Source organism: Sulfitobacter noctilucae (assembly GCF_000622365.1).
Taxonomy (GTDB): Bacteria; Pseudomonadota; Alphaproteobacteria; order Rhodobacterales; family Rhodobacteraceae; genus Sulfitobacter; species Sulfitobacter noctilucae.
The window spans coordinates 492,270-518,320 of record NZ_JASC01000013.1 but is presented as its reverse complement, the minus strand read 5'-3'; the positions used below and the strand labels follow the sequence as shown (position 1 = coordinate 518,320).

The 26,051-nt window shown below is 55.7% G+C and carries 25 protein-coding genes; 17 read left to right on the top strand and 8 right to left on the bottom strand.

The window, feature by feature from the left end:
- Window positions 1-65 precede the first annotated feature (65 nt).
- Genes tsaE through trxA form a run of 6 tightly spaced genes read left to right on the top strand, consistent with a single transcriptional unit; the run spans window position 66 to window position 8,879 of the window.
- A complete protein-coding gene (tsaE, locus tag Z945_RS0109255) occupies window positions 66-539 on the top strand; it encodes a tRNA (adenosine(37)-N6)-threonylcarbamoyltransferase complex ATPase subunit type 1 TsaE (protein ID WP_025051825.1) in 474 nt (157 codons plus the stop codon).
- Window positions 536-1,537, top strand: coding sequence for an aminoglycoside phosphotransferase family protein (locus tag Z945_RS0109250; RefSeq protein ID WP_025051824.1), 1,002 nt, complete (start codon window positions 536-538; stop codon window positions 1,535-1,537). The genes tsaE and Z945_RS0109250 overlap by 4 nt, the downstream gene beginning before the upstream one ends.
- Complete coding sequence (locus Z945_RS0109245; protein WP_025051823.1) at window positions 1,516-2,202, top strand: nucleotidyltransferase family protein; 687 nt, start codon at window positions 1,516-1,518, stop codon at window positions 2,200-2,202. Before Z945_RS0109250 ends, Z945_RS0109245 begins: the two co-directional genes overlap by 22 nt.
- Window positions 2,195-5,158: a double-strand break repair protein AddB gene (gene addB / locus Z945_RS0109240; protein ID WP_025051822.1), complete on the top strand. Its 2,964-nt coding sequence runs from the start codon at window positions 2,195-2,197 to the stop codon at window positions 5,156-5,158. The genes Z945_RS0109245 and addB overlap by 8 nt, the downstream gene beginning before the upstream one ends.
- Complete coding sequence (gene addA, locus Z945_RS0109235; RefSeq protein WP_025051821.1) at window positions 5,155-8,523, top strand: double-strand break repair helicase AddA; 3,369 nt, start codon at window positions 5,155-5,157, stop codon at window positions 8,521-8,523. Before addB ends, addA begins: the two co-directional genes overlap by 4 nt.
- Window positions 8,524-8,558: 35 nt before the next feature.
- Window positions 8,559-8,879, top strand: coding sequence for a thioredoxin (gene trxA / locus Z945_RS0109230; RefSeq protein WP_025051820.1), 321 nt, complete (start codon window positions 8,559-8,561; stop codon window positions 8,877-8,879).
- A gap of 45 nt (window positions 8,880-8,924) precedes the next feature.
- Here the strand turns inward: trxA and Z945_RS0109225 are convergent, their stop codons facing one another.
- Complete coding sequence (locus tag Z945_RS0109225) at window positions 8,925-9,824, bottom strand: hypothetical protein (RefSeq protein WP_025051819.1); 900 nt, start codon at window positions 9,822-9,824, stop codon at window positions 8,925-8,927.
- Window positions 9,825-9,926: 102 nt separating this feature from the next.
- Here Z945_RS0109225 and hslV point away from each other — a divergent pair, with 102 nt between their 5' ends.
- The 3 genes from hslV to Z945_RS0109210 all read left to right on the top strand — a co-directional run bounded on the left by hslV (window position 9,927) and on the right by Z945_RS0109210 (window position 13,100).
- On the top strand, window positions 9,927-10,484 hold the full coding sequence (hslV, locus tag Z945_RS0109220; protein ID WP_025051818.1) for an ATP-dependent protease subunit HslV: 558 nt from the start codon (window positions 9,927-9,929) through the stop codon (window positions 10,482-10,484).
- Window positions 10,481-11,788 (top strand): ATP-dependent protease ATPase subunit HslU, encoded by a 1,308-nt coding sequence (gene hslU, locus Z945_RS0109215; RefSeq protein ID WP_025051817.1) that lies wholly within the window; start codon window positions 10,481-10,483, stop codon window positions 11,786-11,788. The genes hslV and hslU overlap by 4 nt, the downstream gene beginning before the upstream one ends.
- Before the next feature lie 94 nt (window positions 11,789-11,882).
- On the top strand, window positions 11,883-13,100 hold the full coding sequence (locus Z945_RS0109210; RefSeq protein ID WP_025051816.1) for an MFS transporter: 1,218 nt from the start codon (window positions 11,883-11,885) through the stop codon (window positions 13,098-13,100).
- Here the strand turns inward: Z945_RS0109210 and Z945_RS0109205 are convergent.
- From Z945_RS0109205 to Z945_RS0109195, 3 genes are all read right to left on the bottom strand, one after another.
- A complete protein-coding gene (locus Z945_RS0109205; RefSeq protein ID WP_025051815.1) occupies window positions 13,097-13,690 on the bottom strand; it encodes a Smr/MutS family protein in 594 nt (197 codons plus the stop codon). The genes Z945_RS0109210 and Z945_RS0109205 overlap by 4 nt on opposite strands.
- Window positions 13,687-14,640, bottom strand: a complete 954-nt coding sequence (mltA, locus tag Z945_RS0109200) for a murein transglycosylase A (RefSeq protein WP_081780991.1) — start codon at window positions 14,638-14,640, stop codon at window positions 13,687-13,689. Before mltA ends, Z945_RS0109205 begins: the two co-directional genes overlap by 4 nt.
- A gap of 80 nt (window positions 14,641-14,720) precedes the next feature.
- On the bottom strand, window positions 14,721-15,383 hold the full coding sequence (locus Z945_RS0109195) for a Tim44/TimA family putative adaptor protein (RefSeq protein WP_025051813.1): 663 nt from the start codon (window positions 15,381-15,383) through the stop codon (window positions 14,721-14,723).
- Between the two features lie 104 nt (window positions 15,384-15,487).
- Between Z945_RS0109195 and Z945_RS0109190 the strand changes: the two genes are divergently transcribed.
- Together Z945_RS0109190 and secB are read left to right on the top strand one after the other, a co-directional pair.
- A complete protein-coding gene (locus Z945_RS0109190; RefSeq protein ID WP_025051812.1) occupies window positions 15,488-15,967 on the top strand; it encodes an FxsA family protein in 480 nt (159 codons plus the stop codon).
- Between the two features lie 57 nt (window positions 15,968-16,024).
- On the top strand, window positions 16,025-16,510 hold the full coding sequence (gene secB, locus Z945_RS0109185) for a protein-export chaperone SecB (protein ID WP_025051811.1): 486 nt from the start codon (window positions 16,025-16,027) through the stop codon (window positions 16,508-16,510).
- Here secB and dnaQ read toward each other — a convergent pair.
- From dnaQ to Z945_RS0109165, 4 genes are read right to left on the bottom strand one after another with little or no spacing between them, the layout of a single operon-like run.
- Window positions 16,507-17,193, bottom strand: a complete 687-nt coding sequence (gene dnaQ / locus Z945_RS0109180) for a DNA polymerase III subunit epsilon (protein ID WP_025051810.1) — start codon at window positions 17,191-17,193, stop codon at window positions 16,507-16,509. The two genes, secB and dnaQ, sit on opposite strands and share 4 nt — an antisense overlap.
- Window positions 17,186-17,776, bottom strand: a complete 591-nt coding sequence (coaE, locus tag Z945_RS0109175) for a dephospho-CoA kinase (RefSeq protein WP_037970825.1) — start codon at window positions 17,774-17,776, stop codon at window positions 17,186-17,188. Before coaE ends, dnaQ begins: the two co-directional genes overlap by 8 nt.
- Window positions 17,776-18,609, bottom strand: coding sequence for a shikimate dehydrogenase (locus Z945_RS0109170; protein WP_025051808.1), 834 nt, complete (start codon window positions 18,607-18,609; stop codon window positions 17,776-17,778). Before Z945_RS0109170 ends, coaE begins: the two co-directional genes overlap by 1 nt.
- A complete protein-coding gene (locus tag Z945_RS0109165) occupies window positions 18,606-19,205 on the bottom strand; it encodes a Maf family protein (protein WP_025051807.1) in 600 nt (199 codons plus the stop codon). Before Z945_RS0109165 ends, Z945_RS0109170 begins: the two co-directional genes overlap by 4 nt.
- Window positions 19,206-19,608: 403 nt before the next feature.
- On the opposite strand from Z945_RS0109165, the gene Z945_RS0109160 reads away from it, so the two are divergent.
- The 6 genes from Z945_RS0109160 to Z945_RS0109135 all read left to right on the top strand — a co-directional run bounded on the left by Z945_RS0109160 (window position 19,609) and on the right by Z945_RS0109135 (window position 26,051).
- Window positions 19,609-20,058, top strand: a complete 450-nt coding sequence (locus tag Z945_RS0109160) for a CopD family protein (RefSeq protein WP_025051806.1) — start codon at window positions 19,609-19,611, stop codon at window positions 20,056-20,058.
- Between the two features lie 123 nt (window positions 20,059-20,181).
- A complete protein-coding gene (gene rho / locus Z945_RS0109155) occupies window positions 20,182-21,453 on the top strand; it encodes a transcription termination factor Rho (protein ID WP_025051805.1) in 1,272 nt (423 codons plus the stop codon).
- A gap of 31 nt (window positions 21,454-21,484) precedes the next feature.
- Window positions 21,485-22,771 (top strand): tRNA uridine-5-carboxymethylaminomethyl(34) synthesis GTPase MnmE, encoded by a 1,287-nt coding sequence (mnmE, locus tag Z945_RS0109150; protein ID WP_025051804.1) that lies wholly within the window; start codon window positions 21,485-21,487, stop codon window positions 22,769-22,771.
- Between the two features lie 13 nt (window positions 22,772-22,784).
- Window positions 22,785-24,647 carry a tRNA uridine-5-carboxymethylaminomethyl(34) synthesis enzyme MnmG gene (gene mnmG, locus Z945_RS0109145; RefSeq protein ID WP_037970895.1) on the top strand — a complete coding sequence of 621 codons (1,863 nt, stop codon included), beginning with the start codon at window positions 22,785-22,787 and terminating at the stop codon, window positions 24,645-24,647.
- Window positions 24,648-24,649: 2 nt separating this feature from the next.
- Window positions 24,650-25,252 (top strand): 16S rRNA (guanine(527)-N(7))-methyltransferase RsmG, encoded by a 603-nt coding sequence (gene rsmG, locus Z945_RS0109140; protein WP_025051802.1) that lies wholly within the window; start codon window positions 24,650-24,652, stop codon window positions 25,250-25,252.
- Complete coding sequence (locus tag Z945_RS0109135; RefSeq protein ID WP_025051801.1) at window positions 25,245-26,051, top strand: ParA family protein; 807 nt, start codon at window positions 25,245-25,247, stop codon at window positions 26,049-26,051. The genes rsmG and Z945_RS0109135 overlap by 8 nt, the downstream gene beginning before the upstream one ends.

Below are 26,051 nucleotides of genomic sequence, written 5' to 3'. Positions count from 1 at the left end.
TGCGAAAGGTATTTTCAGCGCCGCTTTCGACTTGCAAGGCCAGTGGCCGATTGCGACGATAGCGCATGACTTCGTGCAGCCTTTCTCTCAACTCGACTTCACCCGATCACACCGCGCAACTGGCGCAGGATCTGGCACCAGAACTGGGTGACGGTGACGTTATCTTGCTGGAAGGAGACGTGGGTGCCGGCAAAACACATTTCGCCCGTGCGCTGATCCAGCACCTGATGGCCCATGCCGAAGATGTACCCTCCCCTACTTTCACCCTCGTCCAAACCTATCCAGCCGCCGGTACCGACATATGGCATGCCGACCTCTACCGCCTTACGTCGACCTCGGAGATTGAAGAACTGGGTTTGATCGACGCCTTCGAGACAGACATTTGTCTGGTTGAATGGCCTGATCGTCTTGGGCCACTCAGTCCGGTGCAGGCCTTGATGCTGCACGTGACAAACGGAGACACCGACGATACCCGAATGATCCGCGCAAGCTGGACGGACCCGCGCTGGGATGAAAAGTTGAAGGTATGGCAGCCATGACTGACCGCGCAGATCAAAGCACTGCGTTTCTGACAGCCATTGGATGGCAAGATGCCCGGCGCAGTGTGGTTGCCGGCGATGCGTCCAATCGGCGGTATGACCGGCTAATCAAGGCAGATGGCGCCGCTGCCATCTTGATGGATGCACCCCCCGACAAAGGCGAAGACACCGGCCCATTCGTCTCTATCTCGCGGCATTTGTGCGACATCGGCCTGAAAGCGCCCGAAATTTACAATCAGGACAGCGAACACGGGTTTCTGCTGATCGAAGACTTCGGCGATGATCTGTTTGCCGATTTGATGGCAAATGATCCGGGCGTCGAGATCCCGCTTTATCGTGCGGCGACAGACGTATTGATCCATTTGCATCAACACCCCGCGCCCCCACTTCCCTCAAGTGATGCGCAGTATCTGACTACAATGGTCGCACCGCTTTTTGACTGGTATGCCCCCAACCCCGATGGAATGGATGCTTTTGCAGAGCAATTTTATCCTCTCGCCCAGCGCGTTGCCAACGCGGATCAAGTGATGATCCTGCGCGATTACCACGCGCAGAACCTGATGTTGCTTGACCAGAACGGTGGGTTGGCGCGGGTCGGGATCCTTGATTTTCAGGATGCGATGCTGGGGCATCCAGCCTATGATCTGGTCTCGATTCTGCAAGATGCCCGGCGCGACGTCAGCCCAGAAATCGAAGCCGAGATCCTTGCTTACATGCTGGACCGGATAGATACTGAAGCCACAGAATTTCGGGCCTGCTATGCCATTCTGGGGCTTCAACGCAATCTCCGGATTCTCGGTATTTTTGCCCGTCTTTGTCTGCGGGATGGCAAAGCTCACTATGTCGACCTGATCCCCCGCGTCTGGGGGTATGTGCAGCGTAACCTGGCCCATCCCGATCTTTTGCCTCTCTCCAAACTGCTGGATAGGCTGCTGCCCGATCCCTCATCCCCCTTTCTGGAAAGCCTGAAACAGCGATGCCCCCCTTCCCCGTCCTGATGTTCGCCGCCGGGTTCGGCACCCGCATGAAAACCCTGACCGCCGACCGGCCCAAACCGCTGATCCCTGTGGCAGGCAAGCCGCTGATTGACCATGCATTGGGATTGGCGCAGGAAGTTGGGGCCGATCCGATCGTCGCAAACCTGCACTACAAAGCGCAGATGTTGGCGGATCACTTGCATCCTAAAGGGGTGCTCACCCTGACCGAACAGCCCGATATTCTGGAAACTGGTGGTGGCTTGCGCAACGCTCTACCGCTTCTGGGTGCCGGTCCGGTCATCACGATGAACACAGATGCGATCTGGGCAGGACCGAACCCGTTGAAGCTACTGCAAGACGCCTGGCAGCCCGATAAAATGGACGCGCTTTTGGTTTGTGTTCCGGTGGCATCCGCGGTGGGCCATGAGGGCAGCGGTGATTTCACTTTGGCACCCACAGGGCAGATCAGTCGCGGACCCGGCGTCGTCTATGGTGGTGTTCAGATCATCAAAACCGATCTTCTGGCTCAGATCACCGAGCAAGCATTCTCGCTGAACGTGGTGTGGGATCAGATGTTGGCGAAGGGGCGTCTTTCTGGCCTGTCCTATCCCGGCTCATGGTGCGACGTCGGCCATCCGGGCGGGATCGCGCTGGCCGAAGGCATTCTGGATCAAGCCGATGTTTGATCCGTCTGACCACCCCCGCGTTTTCGGTGTGGCACCCGGCGTGGATTTTCCCAAAGCGCTCATTACCGGACTGCACAAACGTCTGACTGACCAGCCCCCGCATGCCATTGCGCAGGTCGATCTGATCGTGAACACCCGCCGCATGGCCCGTCGTCTGCGGGATCTCTTTGATCAAGGTCCGCCCTCTCTCCTGCCGCGCATCCGGCTTTTGACCGATCTGGATACGCTGGTGCCGGGTGTCACCGTTGCCCCCGCCGTTCCGCCGCTGCGACGCAGGCTTGAGCTGATCGAGTTGGTCTCGACACTATTGGACGCTGACACAGATCTCGCGCCGCACTCCTCGCTTTACGCTTTGTCCGACAGCCTCGCCACGCTGATCGACGAAATGCAGGGCGAAGGTGTTTCAGCCGATACCATCGCTGACCTGGATGTGACGGATCAATCCGGGCACTGGGAACGGGCCAAGCGGTTCCTAGGCATTGCGCAAAACTATCTGGACCAGATGGACAGCACTCCGGATGCACAGGCGCGTCAACGTCAGCTGATCCAGAAAATCGCAGCCCATTGGCAAAAGCACCCCGCGCAGAATCCTGTGATCATCGCCGGCTCTACCGGGTCGCGCGGCACCACGTCTTTGCTGATGCAAGCAGTGGCCCGACTGCCGCAAGGGGCGTTGATCTTGCCGGGGTTCGATTTTGAAATGCCCGCCGAACGCTGGACCATGCTGGACGGCGAAACCCCGCCCGAGGATCATCCGCAATACCGGTTTTTCGATCTTATGCAAAAACTGGATGTGCATCCCGAAATTGAGGATTGGGCACAAATGCCCGCGCCTTCTTCGGCGCGCAACGCCTTGATCTCCCTGTCTCTGCGCCCTGCCCCGGTCACGGACACTTGGCTGCAAGAAGGACCCAAACTGAAGGACATCCCTGAAGCTACGGAGAAGCTGACCCTGATCGAAGCGCCCACGCTGCGGATCGAGGCGCTCAGCATTGCGATGAGGCTGCGTAAAGCAGTGGAAGAGGGTCAAACCGCCGCTTTAATCACACCAGACCGGATGCTTACGCGGCAAGTGACCGCCGCGCTTGACCGTTGGAACATCCTGCCCGACGACAGCGCCGGCACGCCCTTGCAGCTTTCACCTCCGGGACGGTTCCTCCGCCATCTTGCAGGATGCTTTGTGCGACGGTTGGATGCAGAGGCGCTGTTGGTTCTGCTTAAACATCCGCTTACCCACAGCGGCGGCGACCGCAACGAACACCAGCTGAACACCCAACGGTTTGAGTTACAGATCAGGCGTACGGGCCTGCCTTTCCCCGACGCCGCAAGTATCCAGCGCGTGGGCACTTTGGCCGCCGACAAGATTAAAGATCCAGAGAGCAAACATGGCTTTGTGAACTGGCTGAATTGGGTGGCCACCCAGTTTAATGACCTTTGGGCGACACAGCCGCGACCGCTTGCGGATTGGGTCGAGGCCCATCTTGATCTGGCCGAACGTATCGCGGATGGCAGCACACCATCAGAACAATCTCAGCTCTGGCGCAAGAAAGCAGGCCGTAAAGCGCTTGAAGTCATGGAGACCTTGCGGACCCATGCAGCCGAAGGTGGTGTCATGTCCGCTGCAGATTACGCTGATCTGATCGGTGCGTTGCTCTCTGCCGAAGAGGTACGCGACCGCGATGCCCCACACCCCCACATCATGATCTGGGGGACGCTTGAAGCGCGGGTACAGGGTGCTGACCTGATTATCATGGGGGGATTGAATGACGGCACATGGCCCGAAGCGCCGCCGCCTGATCCCTGGCTGAATAGGCAAATGCGCCTGAAGGCCGGGATGCTCTTGCCCGAACGCCGCATCGGGCTGTCCGCGCATGACTACCAACAGGCCATCGCCGCGCCCGAAGTCTGGCTGACCCGCGCCATCCGCTCGGATGAGGCAGAAACCGTCCCATCGCGCTGGCTGAACCGACTCGATAACCTGCTAAACGGTCTGCCGGACGGCTTCGGCGTCGCTGCTTGGAAGGCCATGCAAGAGCAAGGCACCTATTGGATCAAACAGGTTCAAGCGCTCGAAACCTTTGATCGTATCGACCCTGCATCGCGTCCCTCCCCGCGGCCCCCTGTCACCGCACGGCCTCACGCGCTTTCGGTGACAGAGATCAAAACACTGATCCGCGACCCCTATGCGGTCTACGCTAAACACACCCTGCGTTTGCGGCCGATTGATCCTTTGGTGCAGACCGCCGATGCCCGCGAACGCGGTATGGTCGTACATAAAATCATGGAGCTGTTCATCAAATCGGTCAGTTCTGATCCGTCCCGCCTGACCCGCGACCATTTGATGGTGGTGACCCGCGAAGTTCTGGAACAGGAGGTGCCCTGGCCCACGGCCCGTGTGATGTGGCAAGCCCGCATTGCGCGCATCGCCGATTGGTTCATAGCACAGGAACGCAAACGCCAAAACTTTGCCAAGCCACTGTTGCTGGAAGAATCGGCCAAGGGCACGCACCGGTTTGACGATCTGGGCTTTACCCTCACGGGCTATGCCGACCGGCTGGATAGGACAGAGCATGGCGACATTCTGATCTATGACTACAAAACCGGCACGCCCCCGTCAGCCGCGCAACAGGAACATTTTGACAAGCAACTCTTGCTTGAGGCCGCGATGGTTGAAGAAGGCGGGTTTGAGGCCGTAGGCCCAGCGCCTGTGGCGAATGCGGTCTTCATTGGCTTGGGCAGCAACCCCAAAGAAATACCTGCTCCGATAGACAAGGAACCCCCTGCCGAAGTGATGGCCGGGTTGCATCTGCTGATCGCCACCTACCTGTCGGACACTCAGGGTTTCACCTCGCGGCGGTTGGTCGAAACCGATGCAGCCTCAGGCGATTACGATCAACTGGCGCGGTTTGGCGAATGGGACGGCACCATGTCCTCTGTCCCGGAGGATCTGACATGATGATCAACGATGCCACCCGCGCCCAGATCGAAGCGGCGCGGCCTGATGCGTCTACTTGGCTAGCGGCCAATGCCGGATCAGGCAAAACCCGCGTGCTGACCGACCGGGTGGCGCGGCTTTTGCTCAGCGGGGTAGAGCCTCAGCATATTCTGTGCCTGACCTATACCAAGGCCGCCGCGTCAGAAATGCAGAACCGGTTGTTCAAACGTTTGGGCGCTTGGGCAATGCTGGAAGAGGCTAAACTTCGCGAAGCGATGCAGGAGCTCGGGATCGAAGGCAGGCTTGACGATGTCCAGTTGCGCAAGGCCCGAACGCTTTTTGCCCTTGCCATCGAGACCCCCGGCGGGTTGAAAATTCAAACCATTCATTCGTTTTGTGCGTCTTTATTACGGCGTTTTCCGCTCGAAGCGGGGGTAAGCCCGCAGTTCACTGAGATCGAAGATCGTGCTGCCGATCTGCTGCGCGCCGACATCATTGACGAGATGTCCGAAGGTTCGGAAGCACCGCTGATCGAAGCGATTGCGGCCTTCTACACCGCCGAGGATTTAAGCAAGCTGACCCAGAGGATCGTCGGCATGCAGGAGGGGTTTCAAGCCGAACAAACTCGTGCCGATATCCTTTCACTGCTTGGCGAAGACCCCGACCTGGATGCACGCAAAATCGAAAGCCGTGTTTTCGTGGGCGATGAAGGGGCGCTGATTGATCGGATCATGCCGCATCTCGTCGCAAAAGGCGGCAATGATGGCAAAGCTGCGGTCGTGCTGGGTGAACTACACGCTTTTGATATGTCTGTTTTGCCCCAATTAGAGGGGCTTTTCCTATATGGCGAAAAAACCAAAGCGCCCTTTGCCGCAAAAATCGACAGCTTTCCGACCAAAGCTACCCAAACCGTCATTGCTGACGATTTGTCCGACCTTCACGACTTTATGCAGCGCGTTGAAGAGGCACGCGATAGTCGGCTTGCGCTTGCTACTGCAGAAAAAGCCATTGCGCTGCACCGTTTCGCGAGCGCTTTCCTCAAACGCTATGCGCACGCCAAACAGATGCGCGGCTGGCTCGACTTTGACGATCTGATAATTCGGGCGCGGGCCTTGTTGATGGACAAAACCGTGGCTGCTTGGGTGCTGTACCGCATTGACGGCGGCATTGACCATATTCTCGTAGACGAGGCGCAGGATACCTCCGCACGACAATGGGACGTGATCGAACGGCTTACGGACGAGTTCCACAGCGGCGAAGGTGCGCGTACGAACGTCGCTCGCACACTCTTTGTGGTCGGTGATAAAAAACAGTCGATCTATTCGTTTCAGGGTGCTGATCCGTTGGAATTTGATCGGCGTAGCCTCCTGTTCGAAGAGAAATTCAAAGCCGCCAGCGAGCCGTTTCTGCATCAAAGCCTAGACTATTCTTTTCGGTCCTCCAGCGCCATTTTGCACTTGGTAGACACTGCTTTTGACCCGGACCAGCGCCCGGATTTTGGCAAGCAAAGCCAGCACATCGCTTTCAAGGAAGCGCTGCCCGGCCGTGTCGATCTCTGGCCGGTGGTCGACAAGGCGGACAAGGACGAGAACCAACCGTGGACGGATCCGCTGGATCGGTTGAGCCCACAGCATCATACAGTGATCCTGGCCCGCCAGATCGCCGAGAAGATCCAGTATTTGACCGATGGTACGCATTTCATTCCCGATGACGGCAAGGAACCGGGCACGATTGTCAAACGCCCGATCCGCGCTGGTGACTTCCTGATCCTCGTACAACGGCGTTCTGCGTTGTTTTCGGAGATTATTCGTGCCTGCAAAGCGCTTAATCTGCCCATCGCGGGCGCGGACAGGCTAAAGGTCGGGGCAGAGCTTGCAGTGAAAGATCTCGCGGCGCTTTTATCGTTTCTGGCGACACCTGATGATGATCTCTCGCTGGCGACCGCGTTGAAATCACCCCTGTTCGGATGGAATGAACAGGCTCTCTTTGATCTGTCGCATCGCCGGACAGAACGGCATCTTTGGGAAGCGCTGCGGAAGCGCGAGACTGATTTCCCGAAGACCGTCAATGTCCTACAAGATCTGCGCGGGCAGGTCGACTTTCTGCGCCCTTACGATTTGATTGAACGTATCCTGACGCGCCATAATGGACGCCAGAAACTCCTCGGGCGGCTTGGCCCGGAGGCGGAGGATGGCATCAACGCTATGCTGACGCAGGCGCTGTCATACGAGCGTAACGATGTGCCCAGTCTGACGGGCTTTATCGAATGGATGCAGACGGACGATCTTGAGATCAAGCGCCAAATTGACAGCGCGTCAAACCAGATCAGGGTGATGACGGTGCATGGGTCCAAAGGACTGGAAGCGCCGATTGTGATCCTGCCAGATACCGGCAGGCGCGATATTTCGGTCAAAGACGAGATCATTCGCATGAACGGCGTCCCGCTTTGGAAACCCGCCGCGAGCGATCTACCAGAGGTTTTGCGCCAAACCACCGCGGAAATGAAAGAGGCGGAGTTCGCCGAACGCCTGCGCCTGCTTTATGTCGCAATGACCCGTGCAGAAAAATGGCTGATCGTTGCTGCAGCGGGAGATTTATCCAAGGATAATACGGCATGGTACGACATCGTAGCTGATGCCATGTCCCACGTGAACGCGGTGGAAATAGAAGGCGTTACGCGTTTCAGCGAAGGGGATTGGAATGCTTTGACGCCGCAGAACCTTGAAGTAGAAAGACCCGAAAGCCCTGAGTTAGAGCCTGTTTTCAGTGAAATACCCGCGATCTTTGCACATGACGATGCTGTATGGTCTCCCTCGGACCTCGGGGGTGCGAAAGCCATCGGTGGGGAACTGGGCGAAGATGTAGAAACGGCGATGGCTTTTGGCACTTTGGTCCATGAGCTGCTCGAAACCTTGCCCGGTCTTGTCGAGCCCGCCTTGACCACCGCCGCAACACATCTGACCCGCAACGCTACGCCAGAGGATGCTACCCGCGCCATCGCGGATGCCCGCCGCGTAATAGAGGCGCCAACGCTCGCCCCCGTGTTCGCGCCCGGCACTTTGGCCGAAGTACCGGTAACCGCCACCCTCGGGACCACGCGCTTTCACGGGATTATCGATAGGCTGATCATCCGCGATGATCATATTCTTTTGGTTGACTACAAAACTAATCGTGTTGTGCCCGAAACACCCGAGGCTTGTCCGGTCGGTATCCTGCGGCAGATGGGTGCCTATACGCTTATGCTTGAACAAGTCTATACCGACCACCGCATCGACTGCGCCATTCTATGGACTGTCGACGCCAGCCTTATGCCTTTGCCGCACGAACTTGTGACAAAGGCGGCGAAGGCGTCAGGTTACCTTGACGCGCCTCACCCGCGTTCTTAGGTTCTGCTCAACGTAACGCTTTTCAGGAGAGCAACATGGCCACTGTCGCAGTCACAGACGACACATTCGACGCCGAAGTTAAGAATTCCGAAATCCCCGTAGTGGTGGATTTCTGGGCAGAGTGGTGCGGCCCTTGCAAACAGATCGGCCCATCGCTTGAAGAGCTGTCTTCCGAGATGGAAGGCACGGTCAAAATCGTCAAAGTGAACGTTGACGAAAACCCCAATTCACCCGCGCAAATGGGTGTACGCGGCATTCCCGCGCTGTTCATCTTCAAGGACGGACAGGTTGTGTCGAACATGGCCGGTGCCAAGCCGAAAGCGGCTTTGGAAAACTGGATCAAAGAATCCATTTGATCCACTAGCCTTTGGATTTTACAGGGTGCCCCGATTGGGGCGCCCTTATTTTATCGGCCAACCAAACCGCCTGAGCCGCGCTGCGATCTTGGCTTTGGCATCATCCCGGCCTGCGTTGATCGACTGATCCTGCCAGAACCACCAGATATATTTATCGTACGCTGGCGCATGCGCCGCGACACGCGCAAAGCTGTCGCCCAGCGCGTCCAGATCTGCTTGGATGGCGATGTGATGGAAATCAATCTGCGAAAACAAAAGAGCCGGTTTGCCAAAGAAAAACCCGTTAAAGGCAACGCCTGAATTCTGGGTGACAACGAAGTCACAGCGCTGCAAATTCTGCTCCATCTTGCCGGTTTCCACCGTCAAACTTCTGTGTTCATCCGCAAGAGCATTCAATGCGGCAAGGTCACTCGGGTTATAGGCTTCACTGGGGTGCAGGGTCGCAATGACCCGCCGGCCGCCCCCGTATTCAAGGCAATGTTCGATCATTTTTAACGGCGTGCAGGTCTGGAAGACGCGTTTGCGTGTCAGCTGCCCCTGAAGCGGGACAAAGATAAAGCCGTCGCGGTGGGTGCTTTGCGGTGCATCACCGAACAGCCGCTTTTGCCAGAACCGATAGAACCGCGGCGCGTCGCTGGGCGCTTGTTCAGGTATGAAACGCGCCCGCGCCACATCCCCCTGCCAGCGTTGCGCCACCGCATCAATCTGCCAGAACGGATAGTGATAGACGCGGCGAAAGACCAATCCCTTGTCGTCCGGCGGTTGCGCCATGTGACCGAGCGAATAGTTTCCGGTGCGCGTCGCAGGCAATCCTTCGAATTGAACCGAGAAACCTGAATTCGTGACAACCTCGCTCACCAAGTTAAGAAAGTTGTGCTCTCCGGCCGCTGCGCTTTCGCGCAAAGGTTCTTCGAGAAAGAAATACAGGGGCTTTTCGGATGTCATCGGGAAAGGCTAAAGGGTCCGCCCGGTGCCGACAAGCTGCCGCGCCCTTGTGTGCCTGCGCCGCCAAGGCCATATAGCAAGGCAGAACAAAGGAGGCCCTTCATGGCAAAAGACGCATTTCCCGGCTGGCATGGTACGACCATCATTGGCGTCAAAAAAGACGGAGAGGTGGTGATTGCCGGCGACGGACAGGTGAGCCTTGGACAGACCGTGATCAAAGGGACAGCGCGCAAGGTACGTCGCCTGTCGCCCGGCGGGTTTGACGTGGTTGCAGGCTTTGCCGGTTCGACAGCAGACGCCTTTACCTTGCTGGAACGGTTGGAAACCAAGTTGGAGGCCACGCCGGGGCAATTGGCCCGTGCTTCTGTGGAGCTGGCCAAGGATTGGCGCACCGACAAGTACCTTCAAAAGCTCGAAGCGATGTTGATCGTGACCGATGGTGAGGATCTATTGGTGATCACCGGGGCCGGCGATGTGCTTGAGCCTGAACACAACGTGGCGGCGATCGGATCGGGCGGAAACTATGCGCTCGCGGCAGCGCGGGGGCTTATGGACAGTGACCGCGACGCAGAAAGCATTGCACGCGATGCGATGGCGATTGCGTCTGATATTTGCGTCTACACAAACGGCAACCTCACGGTGGAGAAAATTTCGACATGACTGACCTGACCCCACGCGAGATCGTATCCGAACTTGACCGTTTCATCATCGGGCAGAACGACGCCAAACGCGCTGTTGCCGTGGCTCTGCGTAACCGCTGGCGGCGTAAGCAGCTGGGTGATGACCTGCGCGATGAAGTCTATCCCAAGAACATTCTGATGATCGGGCCCACCGGCGTCGGTAAAACCGAAATCAGTCGCCGTCTGGCCAAGCTTGCGCGCGCACCATTCCTGAAGGTCGAGGCGACAAAATTCACTGAAGTCGGCTATGTCGGACGTGACGTAGAACAGATAATCCGCGATCTGGTTGATGCGGCAATCTCCATGACCCGCGAACACATGCGCGAAGACGTGAAAGCCAAGGCGCATAAAGCTGCCGAAGAGCGTGTGATTGACGCCATTGCAGGCAGTGATGCGCGCGAAGGGACGCGCGACATGTTCCGTAAAAAGCTGAAAGACGGTCTCTTGGATGATACGATGATCGAGCTTGAGATCGCCGATACCTCAAGTCCGTTTGCAACAATGGATATCCCTGGCCAGCCGGGCATGGGCGCTGGGATGATGAACCTCGGCGATCTGTTTGGCAAAGCGATGGGTGGACGCACGACGAAGAAGCGGCTTTCCGTTGCTGAAAGTTATGGCATCCTGATCGGGGAAGAGGCCGACAAGCTGCTGGACGACGAAACCGTGACGCGCACTGCGATCGATGCGGTAGAGCAGAACGGCATCGTGTTTCTGGACGAGATCGACAAGGTCTGCGCCCGCTCCGATGCCCGCGGCGGCGATGTCAGCCGCGAAGGGGTGCAGCGCGACCTCCTGCCCCTGATCGAGGGAACGACTGTCAGCACCAAGCACGGGCCGGTCAAAACCGATCATGTGCTGTTCATCGCATCGGGTGCCTTCCACATTGCCAAACCTTCTGACCTGCTGCCGGAGCTGCAGGGTCGTCTGCCTATTCGTGTTGAGTTGCGTGCGCTGACCGAGAAGGACTTCGTGCGCATCCTGACCGAAACGGACAATGCGCTGACACTGCAATACACAGCGCTGATGGGCACCGAGGAAGTCACTGTCAGCTTTACCGACGACGGCATCGCGGCGCTTGCAAAAATCGCGGCAGATGTGAACCAATCGGTCGAGAACATCGGCGCACGCAGGCTATATACCGTCATGGAACGTGTGTTCGAGGAGCTGTCATTCTCGGCCCCTGATCGTTCGGGTGACGTGATCGAGGTGAACGCGGACTTTGTTGAGGAAAACCTTGGCGAGCTGACACGCTCTGCTGATCTTAGCCGCTATGTGTTGTGACCGATACGCTTGCTGACCCGAAGATGACCCTCGCCGGTCTGGTGAAATTCCGCTAGCTGCTAAAGCATAGTCAATACAGATCGGCGCAGGTTTCATGGATTACATTCGCTTTTTGCGGGCCAACTGGTTGTTTTTGCTTGCGGGTTTCCTGCTGACGTTTACCTCGTCCTACGGACAGACCTACTTCATTTCGCTCTTCGCCGGAGAGATCAAAACAGACTTTGGTCTGTCAGACGGGCAGTGGGGTGGCATCTATACCATCGGGACAACAATGTCGGCGGTGGCGATGGTCTGGGCCGGCGTGCTGACCGACCGGTTTCGGGTGCGCGTGTTGGCTTTGGCAGTCATGCTAGGGCTGGCGGCCGCCTGTATCGCGATGGCGGTGAATACTTCGTGGGTTTTGTTGATACTTGTGATCTTTGCCTTGCGATTGATGGGGCAGGGGATGCTGTCGCAATTGGGCTCTGTCGCGATGGTCCGCTGGTTCGAGGCGACACGCGGCAAGGCGTTATCGCTGGCTTCCATGGGGTTTGCGGCCGGACAGGCGATTTTGCCAATCGCCTTTGTGGCGCTTTTTGCGGTGGCCAACTGGCGGAGCCTTTGGGTGCTTGCCGCCGGTTTGATCGTACTGACGATCCCCTTCCTGCTTCTTCTGCTGCGACAGGAACGCACGCCACAATCAATGGCGGCTGAGGCGCAGATCGCGGGCATGGGCGGAAGACACTGGACCCGCGCCGAAACGCTGCGCTCCGGTCTGTTCTTCCTGATGATCCCGATGATCGTCGGCCCCTCTGCGTGGGGCACTGCGCTATTTTTCCAGCAGGTCCATCTGGTAGAGGTCAAAGGCTGGGAATTGGTTGCCTATGTGGCGTTGATGCCAGTCTATACGGTATCTTCAATCGCCGCGACATTCGTGTCGGGGTGGGCGATTGACCGCTTCGGGGTCAGCAAAATTGTGCCTTTCCAGATGCTGCCATTTGCCTTGTCTTTTGCGGTTCTGGCTTTCGCGGATACAATTGCGATGGCTGGCGTTGGTCTGGTGATTTTCGGCGTAGGGCAGGGCATGCAAAGCACGGCAACTTCGGCTTTCTGGTCCGAATATTTTGGCACCAGGCATATCGGATCCATCAAATCCGTTGCGGCCGCGCTGATGGTTTTCGGGTCAGCCATCGGGCCGGGCGTAACCGGTGCATTGATCGACTATGGCATTGATTTTCCGCAGCAAATGCTGCCGATTTCCGTCTATTATTTCATCGCCGCCGCGCTGGCGACAACAGGCATCATCAGATACAGGTCGACCTTGAACCGCTAACGCTGGCGCCGCAAATAGACGTAGTAGGCACCACCGCCACCATGGCTGATATGCGCCTGTGAAACCTGCAATACGACCGAAGCCAGCGGTGCCATGCCCAGCCACTGCGGCACCTGATGACGCAGAACGCCGTGGCGCACGGGAATGGGGCCGCCCTCGTCGCGTTGCTTGCCTTTGCCAGTGATCACCAACACCAACCGTTTCCCGGATTTGTGCGCCGAGAGGATGAACCGGGTCAGCGCAGGGTGGGCGCGGTCTAGTGTCATTCCGTGCAGGTCAATCCGCCCTTCGGGCTTCAACTTGCCGCGCTTTAGTTTGCCAAAGGCTTTTTGATCCATCTGAACAGGCGCAGAGTTCCGCCGATCTGGTAGGGCAGGCGTAAGGCTGTAGGGTTGGGATTTATTTGCCTTGCCAGATTTGCCAAGCAACACCGATTTGGATTTGCGCAAAGCCGGCGGGGCGGGGGCGGGCGCGTCAATCTGAGGGGTGAAAAGCGATTTGAGATCCAGCTTCTCAGTGCGTTCCGTTACCTTTTGCCATAAAGCCAGATCGTCTTCGCTCAACCGCGTATGTCGTTTACCCCGCTTCATATCGCGCTCTCCGGCAGGAGGGCATAGGCCCGTTGGATCGGTAGCAAAACCATCATCCGGCCCGGATCCCGCAAACGACCTGCCGCCTTGCCCGCTGCATCTCCCGTACCAAAAAAGACATCAGCCCTTTGCGCACCTTTGATGGCCGATCCGGTATCTTGTGCAATCATCAAGCGGCGCAAGGGATCAGCGCCGTCTTTCTCTACCCAGACAGGGGCACCCAATTTTACAAAAGACGGATCAACCGCGATGCTGCGCATAGAGGTTACCGACCGGTTCATCGCACCCAATGGCCCCTGGTCTGACGGCACCTGACTGACCTCGCGAAAGAAAACATAGGACGGATTGTGATAGAGCAGTTCCTCGCCTTCGACCGGATTACGCCGCACCCAATTCTTGATCACCTCGGCACTGACCTGATGCGCTTCGTAGATGCCGCGCGCCACCAGTTCGACCCCGATAGAGCGGTAGGGGTGTCCATTAGCCCCGCGATAGCCGACGCGGATATATTTACCGTTGGGCAAGCGGATACGTCCGGAGCCCTGAATTTGCAAAAAGAATAGCTCGACCGGATCATCGACCCAGGCGATTTCAAGCCCCCGTCCGGCCATCACGCCACTGCCAAGAATTTCGCGACGCGTCAGCCACGGATTTGATGCGCGGGCTTCAGCCGGCATGCGATAGACGGGATAACGATAGCGGTTAGAGGGGCGGGTGTCTCCGTCAAGCTCGGGTTCGAAATATCCGGTAAAAAGAGCATCTTGCCCATCGTCAATCAGTACGGGGCGAAAGAACAACTCAAAGAACTGGCGCGGCTCGGGATCGGTGTTTGCGTATTTACAGACAGCACGCCAATCGGGGTTGGGCATGTCCTTGCAGGTGTTCAGAAATACCTTGAGGGCGGCGGCATGATCATCCTCTGCCCAGCCGTCAAGCTGGTCAAAATCCATCACGCGATAGGTCACATCGCCCGCCCCGGCAGGGGTCACGAAACAGACCCCCGCGAAAGCCCAAGCAGCAAGCGCATGGCTTAACCGTCTGTAGAAACCAACAGCCAATTTGGATCATCCGAACCCATAATGCGGGCAAAGACCCATGTGTCTTTCTGGCGTTTCACTTCCGTCAGGCTGCCCTCGACAATATCGCCACCCTCATCCCGCACCGCGGAGGTCAACTCGCCTACGAAACGGATCGTCAGTTCAGCTTCTTTCGTGTCAGGATCAAGCGTCGCGTTCTCCAACTCGGTTTCGCGCACCCCAATGAATTCGGCCTCGATTGTCAGGCCTTGATCTTCGCGGGCAGCCACACCGTCCACAAAGCTTTCATAGATTTCTTCGGACAGGAAAGGCTGGATATCGGCAAGATCGCCGCGTTCGTACCCCATGACGATCATCTCATACGCCTGGCGTGCGCCACCCAGGAAGTCATTCACGCCGAAAGACGGTTCAAGCCGCTTCATATCAGCCAAAGCTTTGGCGGAATCCGATCCTTCGGGCACATGATCGGTGATATCCAGATCGGGTCCACCTTCGATCACTTCGAACGCGGGGCCGGTGCTGCGTTTGACAGACGTCTGATCGGTCACAGGGGGTTTTTCAAAACCGTCCCGGGTGCCCAGCACATTTTTCAGCCGGAGGATCAGAAATACGGCGATACCGGCCAGAACCAGAAGCTGTATCAAGGGTGAATTCATCGGAACCTCTTCAGGTGAAACATGGAAAAACGTCGCGCTCGGTCTTATGTAGGTCTTCGGTAGGGGTGAGTCCACTCTGACACCATGAAAAGGATGTTTGGCTTATGTGGCTATTGATCGCATTTATCGCGGTTCCGCTGATCGAGATCGCATTGTTTATTCAAGTGGGTGGGTTGATCGGATTGTTTCCGACCCTTGCCATTGTGCTGGTCACGGCGGTTTTGGGTACATATTTGGTCCGCACCCAGGGAGCGACAGCACTGGGGCAACTGCGCAGCTCTTTCTCTGATATGCGCGACCCGACAGAGCCTTTGGTACATGGCGCGATGATTGTGTTCGCCGGTGCGCTGTTGCTGACCCCGGGTTTCTTTACCGATGCGGTGGGTTTTGCCCTGCTGGTACCAGGGATCCGGCAATCCGCCTACAAGGCCATACGCGCACGAGTGAATGTGCACTCCTTCTCCAGCCGTGGTTCCGATCCCCGTCGTCCCGACCCCAGAGGCGATGTTATCGATGGTGAATATCGGGAAATCCCGACAAATGAGAATGAAACCCAAGGATCTTCGGGCTGGACAAAGCATTGAGGGCAGTGCGGTGCTCTGCTACAGGGGCCTGAACAAAAATTCCTGAGGGAGAAACCAATGGCCGAAGAAGAAGCACAAGCAGCAGCAGCACCGCAGATGCGCGTTCTGGGGCAGTACATTCGCGATATGTCGTTTGAGAACATCATGGCGCAGAAGGGCAGCAATGCCGATGTGCAGCCTGATGTGCAGGTACAGGTCAATCTGGACGCGAAGAAGCGGTCTACCGATAACCAGTACGAAAGCTCCATTAAGCTGAACGTTACCTCGAAAGATACCGGCGGCGATACCACCTTGTTCGTGCTTGAAATTGATTATGTCGGCATTTTCCACATTGAAGGCGTGCCAGACGATCAAATCCACCCCTTCTTGCTGATCGAATGCCCGCGGATGATTTTCCCGTTCCTGCGCCGGATTGTCAGCGATGTGACGCGCGATGGTGGCTTCCCGCCACTGAACCTCGAGAACATCGATTTCGTATCGCTGTACCGTAACGAGATTGCGCGCCGTCAGGCCGTCGAAGGCGCGCCCAAAGCGGACGCCTAAGCTTTAGACCACAAAGCGCTGTCGCCCAATTTGCTGACAAAAGCATCGTGGGCGGCAGCTTCTGACTCAGACAGCCGCGAAGGCAAGGGTTTAGCCCGTGGTTTCGGCGTCCAACTCGCAGATACCTCTCCCGGTTTGGCCTGCGGTTGTGCGGACAGGCCGAAATCCGGTTGCCGCCCGCCAATCAGCTCCAGATACACTTCCGCCAGAATTTCACTGTCGAGCAAAGCGCCGTGCAATGTGCGCGATGTATTGTCGATGTTGAACCGGCGGCACAATGCATCAAGCGACGCAGGCGAGCCGGGGAACCTCTTGCGGGCAATCGCCAATGTATCAAGCGCCTGCTCCCACGGGATTTGCGGCAGGTTCATCCATTTCAGCTCGGCATTCAGGAATTTGATATCGAAAGCCGCGTTATGGATGATCAGCTTGGAATCGCCGATAAAGTCCAGAAAGGCTTGGCCGATCTGGGCAAATTTGGGCTTGTCGCGCAGAAACTCGTCGCCCAGCCCGTGCACTTCGAAGGCATCATTCGGCATGGCGCGTTCGGGGTTGATGTACTGATGATAGGTGCGGCCCGTTGCGACATGGCCCATCAACTCAACAGCGCCGATTTCGACAATACGGTCCCCTGTTTCGGGGTCAAAGCCGGTGGTCTCTGTATCTAGAACGATCTCACGCATTTTGTAGCTTCTCCCTGATGTCCCGCACCACGTTGCGTACCTGTTCGCGGGCTTGATCCATCGTATCCGTGTTGATCACATAATCAGCCCGTTCCGCTTTGGTCGCGGCAGGTAGTTGTTTGGAGCGGATCAATTCAAATTGCGTTTCCGTCATTACTCCACGCGCCATCACACGTTCTTTCTGGGTTTCGTCATCGGTCAGCACGCAAACAACCGCATCGACTTTGCCCTCACCCCCAGTTTCAAAAAGCAAAGGGATATCAAGCACGATGATATCTGCCTTGGTGTTGTTCAGAAACTCGACGCGGTCCTGACCGACCAGCGGATGCACAATGCCTTCGATTGTTTTCAGCGCAGTCTCGTCTTTCGCGATGATCTCGCGCAGTTTGGCCGTCGAAACTGCACCATCTGCCACAGCATCCGGGAACAGCTTGCCGATCTTTTCAACTGCTGCGCCCCCTGCGCCATAAAGCCGGTGCACAGCGGCATCCGCATCCCAAAGGGCACAGCCCTCATCCTCGAACATCTTGGCAGTGGTGGATTTCCCCATGCCGATCGACCCTGTCAGCCCCAGCAAAAACATCAGCGCAGTGCCGCCGCACGGGTTGCGCGGTCGACCTCCGGGCGTTTGCCGAACCATCGCTCGAACGCCGGAACCGCTTGGTGCAACAGCATGCCAAGCCCATCGACAGTGACACAGCCAACCTCTTCGGCGGTTTCCAGCAGCTTGGTTTTCAGCGGTGCATAGACCAGATCGGTGACGACCGATTGCTTTTGCAGACCATCCAGCGGCACACGCATTTCGCCTTTCCCGATCATCCCGAGCGATGTGGTGTTCACGACCAAAGATGCATGTTCCAGCATATTCCCGGCCTGCACCCAATCGAAGATGCGAAGACGGCTACCAAAATCATCCTTCAGCTTTTCGGCCCGCACACGGGTCCGGTTCGACAGCAAGATTTCCGGCGCGCCGGAATCAAGCAAAGAGGCGATGACAGCACGGGCAGCACCCCCGGCCCCCAGCACAGCGGCAGGCCCGGATTTAGGGGACCAGCCGGGCGCGCCGGTTTTCAGGTTCTCCATAAATCCGTACCCATCAGTGTTATCGGCGTGGATCTTGCCATCCTTGCGGAAAATAATCGTATTCGCCGCGCCAATCAGCGTGGCTCGGTCCGTGACCAGATCAGCAATAGACAGGATCGCCTGTTTATGCGGGATCGTCACATTCACGCCGACAAAACCCATCTTGGGCAAGGTTCTGATGACCGTTTCCAGATCATCCGACTGAACCTCCATCGGAATGTAGTGGCCCGGAATACCGTAGGTTTTCAGCCAATGACGGTGCAATTGCGGCGACTTGGAATGGGCAATGGGTGACCCGATGACACCGGCAAGAGGGATGTTGGGCAAGTTCATGTGGGCAGATCCCCGCGCAAAGTCAGATAATTCAACAGTTCTAAAAGTGGCATACCGAGGACGTGAAAGTAATCCCCTTCGATCCCGCTGAACAACCGCACACCTTCTTCTTCAAGTTTGTAGCAGCCGACAGCGTGGCGAATGCTGTCCCAGTTCCGCTCGACATAATCATGCAGGAATGCATCGCTCACATCGCGCATGCGCAATCGGACCTGACCAACCTGTCGCCAGATCGGTTTGCCGTCTTCACAGATCACCGCCGCTGACAAAAGTGCATGGCGGTCACCGCGCAGCGCGCTGAGCTGATTGATTGCATCGGCCTGGTCAACGGGTTTTGAAAGCATATTGCCCTTGTGGTCCAGAACCTGATCACACCCCAGAACCAGTGCGCCGGGGTTCTTTTCACTGATTCTACGCGCCTTCATCTCTGCCAGCGTATCTGCGATATCGCGGGGTGGGGCGTTCTCTGCTTCAAGGGCTGCCTTGATCATCTCTTCATCAACGCGCGGAACAACGACGCTGTGTTCGACTTTGGCTTGGGACAGAAGGCGCGACCTGATCTCTGACCCCGAAGCAAGAATAAGAGGGTGCGGCATGGGGATAACCTTGTGGGCATTGTTAAGGACTTATTAAGCACTTGTAGTGCAGAATTTGCTCATGGTTCACAAGGGCACGGCTTTGCCGCGTTATCCCTTCGCTTTGTCAATTCTGTCCTGAGCGGGAAAAGGACAAATCGATGCAGAGGGCGACTCAGTTTGTCCGATCATTTTGCTTCGCTTACACACAGGTGTCTTGATCCAATATTGAGGTAACTTTTTGAATCCACATACCTTTTTTAATATTTACAAGATTTTATCCAGATCTGTGCAAAAGTATATTCCTGCTGTGCGTAACTTCGGGAAAAACAAGTAATCCACAGAAATCCCCAAGCCTACTTACATCATCATCTTTCTTCTTTTCTTTATTATTATAAGAAGGGCAGAGAGTACGGAGTGAGACATGATGGATTTCCTCGCAGTTGCATATCCCTGGATCAAGTCGGTCCATATCATGGCCGTGATATCGTGGATGGCTGCGCTGTTCTATTTGCCGCGTCTGTTGGTACACCACACGGAACGCGTCGGGCTGGAAGGGGAAACCCATACGCTTTTTACGATGATGGAATACAAGCTGGCAAAGGTGATTATGCAGCCCGCGATGATCGTCACCTGGATTTGTGGCATTGCGCTGGTGCTGACACCCGGGATCGTGGATTGGAGCAATGTCTGGCCCTGGACCAAATTCGTTGGGGTGTTGGGTATGACCGCCTTTCACGAATGGCTGATGGCGCGGATGCGAGGGTTTCAGGTGGGTCAGAATACGCTGACCGGCAGACAGTACCGGATGATGAACGAGGTGCCGACACTGCTGATGATCCTGATCGTCCTGTCGGTTGTCGTCAAATTCTGATTGATTGACTCGGAGCGTCCCGAAGCCTATACGCCAAGGCGCACCCCGTTCGGGGATCGCATTAAGCTCATCCTTTTATAACGACCAGCCCGCCGATTGATCGCGGCTGCACAGGATTTTTCCATGACAACTGACACTCTGAATCTCGCCGATCTCAAGGCGCAAACGCCGAAAAATCTGTTGGCAATGGCCGAAGAGCTTGAGATCGAAAACGCGTCGACCATGCGCAAAGGCGAGATGATGTTCCAGATCCTGCGAGAACGTGCGGATGAGGGCTGGGAGATCTCTGGCGATGGCGTGCTGGAAGTGTTGCAGGATGGTTTCGGATTCCTGCGTTCGCCCGAGGCGAACTATTTGCCCGGCCCGGATGATATTTACGTCTCGCCTGACATGATCCGACAGCATTCGCTGCGGACTGGCGACACGATCGAAGGTCTTATCAAGGCACCTGATGACAGCGAGCGTTATTTTGCCTTGACCGAAGTTACACGGATCAACTTCGAAGAACCCGAGAAGGCGCGCCACAAGGTCGCCTTCGAGAATCTGACGCCACTCTATCCTGATGAGCGGTTGACGATGGAAGTGGACGATCCAACAATCAAGGATCGCTCTGCCCGGATCATCGATCTGGTAACCCCTATCGGCAAAGGTCAGCGCTGTCTGATCACAGCCCCGCCGCGCACGGGTAAGACGGTTCTGATGCAGAACATTGCGAATTCAATCGAACAGAACCACCCCGAATGTTATCTGATTGTTTTGTTGATTGATGAACGGCCGGAAGAAGTCACCGACATGCAGCGGTCTGTAAAAGGCGAGGTTGTGTCCTCTACCTTCGACGAACCGGCCACGCGCCACGTTGCTGTTTCTGAGATGGTGATTGAAAAGGCCAAGCGTTTGGTCGAACACAAGCGCGATGTTGTGATCTTGCTCGATTCCATCACCCGCCTTGGTCGCGCCTTTAACACGGTTGTGCCATCCTCGGGTAAGGTTCTGACAGGTGGTGTGGATGCCAACGCCCTGCAACGGCCCAAACGCTTCTTTGGTGCCGCGCGGAATATCGAAGAGGGCGGCTCGCTGACCATCATCGCGACTGCGCTGATCGACACCGGCTCCCGTATGGACGAAGTGATTTTTGAAGAATTTAAAGGGACGGGTAACTCGGAAATCGTTCTGGATCGCAAAATTGCAGACAAACGGGTGTTCCCGGCCATCGACATCCTCAAGTCCGGTACACGGAAAGAAGACTTGCTGGTGGACAAGATCGATCTGCAGAAGACGTTCGTTCTACGCCGTATTTTGAATCCGATGGGTACGACCGACGCCATTGAGTTCCTGATTGGAAAATTGAAGCAGACCAAGACAAACTCTGACTTCTTTGATTCGATGAACACCTGATTGTTATTTAATAACAAAAGGTTATACATTTATGGATACGATATTTGCGCAGGCCACCGCCGCGGGCAGGGCGGGTGTGTCGGTTGTTCGTATATCTGGGCCCCTTGCGTTTGAGGTCGCTCAGGATCTGTCCGGCCCCTTACCTCAATCTCACATCGCGGCGCTGCGCACGATTTGCGATAGCGAGGGGGTACCAATTGATAAAGGATTGGTGCTGCCCTTTGCGGGACCAAACAGTTTCACCGGAGAGGACGTAGTCGAACTACACCTTCATGGCAGCGTCGCAATTGTGCAGGCTGTTTTGTCGCGACTGTCTGAGTATAAAGGCTGCCGGATTGCAGATGCGGGGGAATTCACCCGTCGGGCATTGGAAAATCAGAAACTCGATTTGGCCCAGGTTGAAGGTTTGGCTGATCTGATTGAGGCGGAAACGGAAGCGCAGCGCAAACAAGCGCTAAATGTTCTCACTGGCCGATTCGGCGATCTGGTCGAGGGTTGGCGCTCTGATCTGATCCGGGCCGCAGCTTTGCTGGAAGCAACGATAGATTTCGCCGACGAAGATGTGCCGGTTGATGTGACACCAGAAGTCTCTGCCATTCTAGCCAGGGTCGCAGGACAACTGACAAAAGAAATTGATGGATCAAAGATAGCAGAACGCATTAGCGCAGGTTTTGAAGTTGCGATCGTCGGTGCCCCAAATGCGGGGAAGTCAACTTTGTTGAACGCTCTGGCGGGACGGGAGGCCGCGATCACCTCAGAGATTGCAGGTACGACGCGCGATATTGTTGAAGTCCGGATGGATCTAGGTGGCCTTGCCGTGACGCTGCTGGACACCGCTGGTCTGAGAGACAGCGACGATACAATTGAAGTCATGGGCATCGAGCGTGCTATTCAGCGGGCCGAGGGAGCGGATTTGCGGGTCTTTCTGACGTTCCCTGATGAACAGTTGCCGGTGGATATGCGGCCACAAGATATTAAGGTGCATCCGAAAGCTGATCTGTATCCGGAAGAGAAGAACGCGATATCCGGTATTACGTCACAAGGGATAGATGATCTGATTAATCAGATTACGAGAACCCTCGCACAACTAAGTGGTGGCGCAGGTCTAGCGACGCGGGAACGGCACCGCGTCGCTATGATCCGGGCCAAAACGAACATTGTGGAAGTTGAACGTATTCTTTTGAATGGGGTCGAGCAGTATGATATCGCTTCGGAAGAACTTCGTTCAGGGGTACGTCAGCTCGAATCTTTGATCGGGCGTATCGGTGTAGAGAATCTTTTGGACGAGATTTTCTCAAGTTTTTGCATAGGTAAATGATGGAGTGTTTCACGTGAAACATTTTGATGTCGTGGTAATCGGAGGCGGGCACGCCGGTGTAGAAGCTGCACATGTTGCGGCTCGTATGGGCGTTTCCACAGCTTTGATCACGATGGCAAAAAGCGGCATCGGTATTATGTCTTGTAATCCAGCGATCGGTGGTTTGGGTAAGGGTCATCTCGTCCGCGAAATTGACGCGATGGATGGCGTGATGGCCAGGGTCGCGGATAAGGCCGGTATTCAGTTCAGATTACTGAACCGACGCAAAGGCCCTGCTGTTCAAGGGCCGAGAGCGCAGGCGGATCGGAAGATCTATCGAACAGAAATGCTGATGGAGATGGAGACTCAAGACAATCTTACGATTGTTGAGGCAGAGGTTGTTGATTTTGTCGTCGAAGACGGTGCTGTTAAAGGCGTTGAGACCGCCGATGGTGAACACCTCTCAGCCGGAGCTGTGGTTTTAACGACCGGCACATTTTTGCGCGGCGTTATTCATATTGGCGATGTCTCGAAATCTGGCGGCCGCATGGGGGACAAAGCGTCTACTGCGCTCGCTGATCGCATGGACAGTTTCGGCCTACCGATGGGTCGTTTGAAAACTGGGACGCCGCCGCGCTTGGATGGACGGACAATCAATTGGGACATTCTGGAAACTCAGCCTGGAGATGATGAACCGACGCTGTTCTCATTTCTTTCAGAGAAAACGTCAGCGACGCAGATTTCCTGTGGAATCACACATACCAATGCAGAGACGCATGAGATTATCCGAGCCAATTTGAGCCGTTCGGCGATGTATGGTGGTCATATCGACGGCGTTGGACCGCGGTATTGCCCGTCGATTGAGGACAAAGTCGTTCGGTTTTCGGACAAGGACTCCCATCAGGTCTTCCTTGAACCAGAGGGAGTGGATGACCATACTGTCTATCCCAATGGTATCTCGACCTCTCTCCCAGAAGATATTCAGCTTGATTACGTCCGATCAATGCGTGGGCTTGAGAATGCGGAAATCCTGCAACCGGGATACGCAATTGAATACGATTATGTTGATCCGAGAGCGCTCAAAAGCTCACTGGAAGTAGCCAGCGTTCCAAGGCTTTTTCTAGCGGGCCAGATCAACGGCACTACAGGATATGAAGAGGCCGGAGCGCAGGGGCTTGTCGCCGGTTTGAATGCTGCAAGGCTTGTATTAAAGGAAGAACCTGTAATCTTTAGTCGCGCCGACAGCTACATCGGCGTGATGATCGATGACCTCACCACGCGGGGCGTTACTGAACCGTACCGAATGTTTACATCTCGCGCAGAGTTTCGGCTCTCGCTGAGAGCGGACAATGCGGACCAACGCCTGACGCCGCTCGCGATCAGCCTCGGCTGCGTTTCGGAGGCAAGAAAGAGGGTTTTTGAAGCGAAAATGGAACAGCTCTCTTTCGCCAAGACTGCTCTGACGGACAGAGATTTCACCCCAACGGAAGCAATGAAGGCAGGGTTGACGGTAAGCCAAGACGGTAGCCGGAGAACTGCGTTTCAGCTTTTGTCATTTCCTGATGTTTCCTTTGACGATGTCGCGCGGCTGGATCAAAGGTTGCACCAGGTTGAGCCGTTGATCCGCGAGCAGATTGAGCGGGATGCAATTTATTCAAACTACCTCGACCGCCAAAAGTCAGAGATTGACGAACTCAAGAAGGATGAAGCACTCCAGATTCCGGTAGATTTTCATTATGATTCTCTGAATGGTCTTTCGAACGAATTAAAAGGCAAGCTATCCAAAGCGCGGCCTGAGAATCTTGCACAAGCGGCACGAGTGGACGGTGTAACGCCAGCTGCGCTTACACTGATCCTTGCAAACCTTCGCAAATCCGATCGCAAGAAGCTCGCGTAATTATGGATCCGAAAATAAATGTTTCACGTGAAACAATGCAAAAACTGGAGGCATTTGCATCGTTGGTTCAAAAATGGACACCAAAGATAAATCTAGTATCCAAGCATAGTCTGGATGATCTTTGGGCAAGACATATATGGGACTCCGCACAACTTCTCGAATTAGCTCCGCAGCAGGGTAGGTGGGTCGACCTTGGCAGCGGAGGGGGATTTCCTGCAATAATTATCGCAATTCTGTCTCCGGAAAAAGGCCATGACCACGAACTGATCATGGTGGAAAGCGATCAGCGGAAGTCTGTATTTTTACGCACAGCATTGCGAGAGCTGAATCTGTCTGGGACGGTGATTTCCGAGCGTATTGAAGAAATTGAGCCGTTAGGTGCACTAATCTTGTCCGCTCGTGCACTGGCGGATCTCACCATTCTTTTAGGATATGCTGACCACCACCTCGCTGAGGGCGGAACCGCGCTGTTTCCTAAGGGGGCTCGATGGGAAAAAGAAGCGCAAGTCGCTACTGATAAGTGGTCTTTCAGTAGCGAGTCATTTAGAAGTAAATCTCACCCTGATGCTGCTGTTCTGAAGATTAAGGATATTGTCCGTGTCTGATCCGTCTCGGCCGAACGGCCCTAAAATCATCGCCGTCGCTAATCAAAAAGGTGGTGTCGGGAAGACGACAACAAGCATCAATCTGGCAGCAGCGATTGCAGAAGCAGGTATGCGGGTTTTGTTGGTTGATCTCGACCCCCAGGGTAACGCTTCGACCGGCTTGGGCGTTGAACTTGAGGATCGCGACTACACCACATACGAGTTACTGCTGGAAGATCTTGACCTGAATGATGTTATTCAGCCTACGGGCGTGGAAGGGCTAAGTATCGTGCCGGCGACCGTTGATCTAAGTTCAGCGGATATTGAGCTTATGGCGACAGAGAAGCGGAGCTTTTTGCTGCATGATGCGCTGCGGCAGGTCCAGATGGACGAGTTTGCGTTTGATTATATCCTGATCGACTGCCCGCCATCCCTGAATTTGCTCACGGTCAATGCAATGATTGCCGCGCATTCCATTCTGGTCCCCCTTCAAAGCGAATTCTTTGCTTTGGAGGGTTTGAGTCAATTGATGATGACCATTCGGGAGGTCAGGCAGACAGGGAACAAGGATTTGCGCATCGAAGGTGTTGTGCTTACCATGTATGATAGACGCAATAACTTGTCCCAACAGGTAGAGAGTGATGCGCGAAGCAACCTTGGGGAATTGGTGTTTAAGACGGTTATTCCACGAAACGTGAGGGTCAGCGAAGCGCCTAGTTTTGCCATGCCCGTGCTGTCGTACGACAGCCTTTCGAAAGGTGCGGTGGCGTACCGGGCTCTGGCGGATGAGCTAATGAAAAACAATCAGGTACAGGGGTGA